This window comes from Burkholderia sp. Tr-20390 (assembly GCF_017104595.1).
Lineage (GTDB): Bacteria > Pseudomonadota > Gammaproteobacteria > Burkholderiales > Burkholderiaceae > Burkholderia.
Genome location: NZ_JAAGPC010000367.1, coordinates 1 through 2,506, shown reverse-complemented (window position 1 = coordinate 2,506; position 2,506 = coordinate 1). Strand labels below are relative to the sequence as shown.

Here is a 2,506-nt window from a genome sequence, read left to right as displayed (position 1 = left end):
CTGGCTGCCGCGGGCGCGTGCTGCTCGCCCGACTGCGCGTTCGCGTTGGCCTGCAGCGCCTGCGCGGTGGCTTGCACCGGCGCTTGCTGGGTGGCGAGCGCGCCCTTCGCGTCGGCGAGCGTGCGGTCGAAGGTCGGCACCTTCGGTGTCAGCGGCGCGGTGGCGCCGGTCTCCGCGGTCGCGGCGGGTGCGGACGCCGTCGTACCGGCTGCGGGCATCGCGATCGCGCCCGCGCCGCCCGTCAGCTTGGCGAGTGCGTCCTGCAGCACGTCGCGGCTCGTCGCCGGTGCGGCCTGGGTGGCCGCGGTAACGTCCTTGGCCGCGTGATCCGCCAGCGTGGCCGTGGCATCGGGTTGGCCGGACACGGCCGTCTTTTGCGCGGCGGCCGCATCGGCCGGTAGCGCGTTGTCCGTGCGCGCCTGCAGTTGCGCCTGCACGGCCGCAGCCGCCGCGAGCGCGGCGGCGTCGGGGTTAGTGGCGGCGTTCGTGGTCGTATCGTCGGTCGTGTCGTCGTCTTCGGCGGCGGACGGCTTCGTGCTGGCGGCCGGCTTCGACGAAGCCTGTTGCGTCGACGCGTCCGGCACGCCGGCATTCGACGCATCGCGACGCGTGGCGACGCTTTGCTTCAGCGTCTGCGCGAACGGCACGGCGGTCGTCGCGGTCGCGGCATCGGTGCCGGCGGCGCTGGACGAACCCGCGCCGCGGGCGGCCTTGAGTGCGGTGCCGGCGGTGTCGAGCAGCGCGCCGAGCAGGGGCAGGGGAGGCATGTCGGTTCTCTCGTTCGAATGCGGTGGTCGGTTACGACGAACGGGCCGCGTCGGCCCGCATGCGCAGGATCTTCGCGGCGTGTTCGTCGGCGTCGCGCTGTTCGCGCCGGGCGTCGCGCTTCGCTTCCTGCGCGACGCCGCGCGCCTGCAGGATTTCGAACGAGCCGACGGTGCGTTTCTTGTTTTGCCAGTTCGGGCGTGCTTCGTCGATACGGACTTCGGCCGCGGCCAGCACGCTGCGCTGCTGCGCGATCGCGGCGTCGAGCGTATCGATGAACGCCTGGAAATTGCGCCAGTTGCCGGCCGGCATCCCGTGCTGCGCGGATTGCGAGAAGCGCGCGTGGTATTCGTCGCGGTAGCGCAGCAGCGCGTCGAGCTGCTCGGCGGCCGCGGTGCGGTCGCGCTGCGCGGTGCCGAGCTGCTTCGTCGCGGAGTCGAGGTCTTCCTGCGCGCGGTCGAGCAGCAACTGAAGGGGAAAGCCGTGTGCCATCGGGATCAGCCTCCGTAAGCGTCGAACAGTGCATCGAGCCCGGCGAGGCTCGACGCGAACGGCGCGCATTCGCGAAAGCCCTGCTGCAGGAACGCCTCGATGCGCGGATAGAGCGCGATCGCGCGGTCGAGCTGCGCGTCGCGGCCGGGCGCGTATGCGCCGACGGCGATCAGGTCGCGATTGCGCTGGTAGCGCGACAGCATCTGCTTGAACTGCCGGACGTGGTCGAGATGCGTTTCGTCGATCAGCGCGGTCATCGCGCGGCTGATCGACGCCTCGATGTCGATCGCCGGATAGTGGCCGGCCTCGGCGAGCGCGCGCGACAGCACGACGTGGCCGTCGAGGATCGCGCGCGCCGAATCGGCGATCGGGTCCTGCTGGTCGTCGCCTTCGGTCAGCACCGTGTAGAACGCGGTGATCGAGCCGCCGCCCTCCGGCCCGTTGCCGGTGCGCTCGACGAGCGCGGGCAGCTTCGCGAACACCGACGGCGGGTAGCCCTTCGTCGCGGGCGGCTCGCCGATCGCCAGCGCGATCTCGCGCTGCGCCATCGCATAGCGCGTGAGCGAATCCATCAGCAGCAGCACGTGCTTGCCCTGGTCGCGGAAATACTCGGCGAGCGACGTCGCGTAGGCCGCGCCCTGCATCCGCAGCAGCGGCGACACGTCGGCCGGCGCCGCGACGACGACCGAGCGCGCGAGCCCGTCCTCGCCGAGGATCTGTTCGATGAATTCCTTCACTTCGCGGCCGCGTTCGCCGATCAGCCCGATCACGATCACTTCCGCGCTCGTGTAGCGCGCCATCGTGCCGAGCAGCACCGACTTGCCGACGCCGGAGCCCGCGAACAGGCCCATCCGCTGCCCGCGGCCGACGGTGAGCAGCGCGTTGATCGCGCGCACGCCGACGTCGAGCACGTGGTGGATCGGTTCGCGCTCGAGCGGGTTGATCGACGGCGCCGACAGCGGCGCGTCGACCTTCGACGCGAGCGGGCCGAGGCCGTCGAGCGGGCGGCCCGACGCGTCGACGACGCGCCCGAGCATTTCCCAGCCGACCGGCAGCCGCTTCGCGCCCGCGAGCGGATCGGCGACGGGCGCGCTTTCGCGCGGCCACACGCGTGCGCCGGGCAGCACGCCCGCGACGTCGGTGGTCGGCATCAGGAACAGGCGGTCGCCGGCGAAGCCGACGACTTCCGCTTCCGCGTGCGGCAGCGTGCTGCCGGGCGGCAGTTCGATCGTGCATTCGGCGCCGACCA

General features: G+C 72.1%; 2 protein-coding genes and 1 pseudogene. All 3 read right to left on the bottom strand.

Going from position 1 to position 2,506, the window contains the following annotated elements; translation table 11 throughout:
- Window positions 1-767 (bottom strand): annotated as a pseudogene (locus G3N98_RS38920) (flagellar hook-length control protein FliK); the annotation flags it as partial.
- A gap of 31 nt (window positions 768-798) precedes the next feature.
- Window positions 799-1,257 carry a flagellar export protein FliJ gene (fliJ, locus tag G3N98_RS38915; protein ID WP_039353905.1) on the bottom strand — a complete coding sequence of 153 codons (459 nt, stop codon included), beginning with the start codon at window positions 1,255-1,257 and terminating at the stop codon, window positions 799-801.
- A gap of 5 nt (window positions 1,258-1,262) precedes the next feature.
- A partial coding sequence (fliI, locus tag G3N98_RS38910; protein WP_206151090.1) for a flagellar protein export ATPase FliI occupies window positions 1,263-2,506 on the bottom strand: 1,244 nt, incomplete at its 5' end.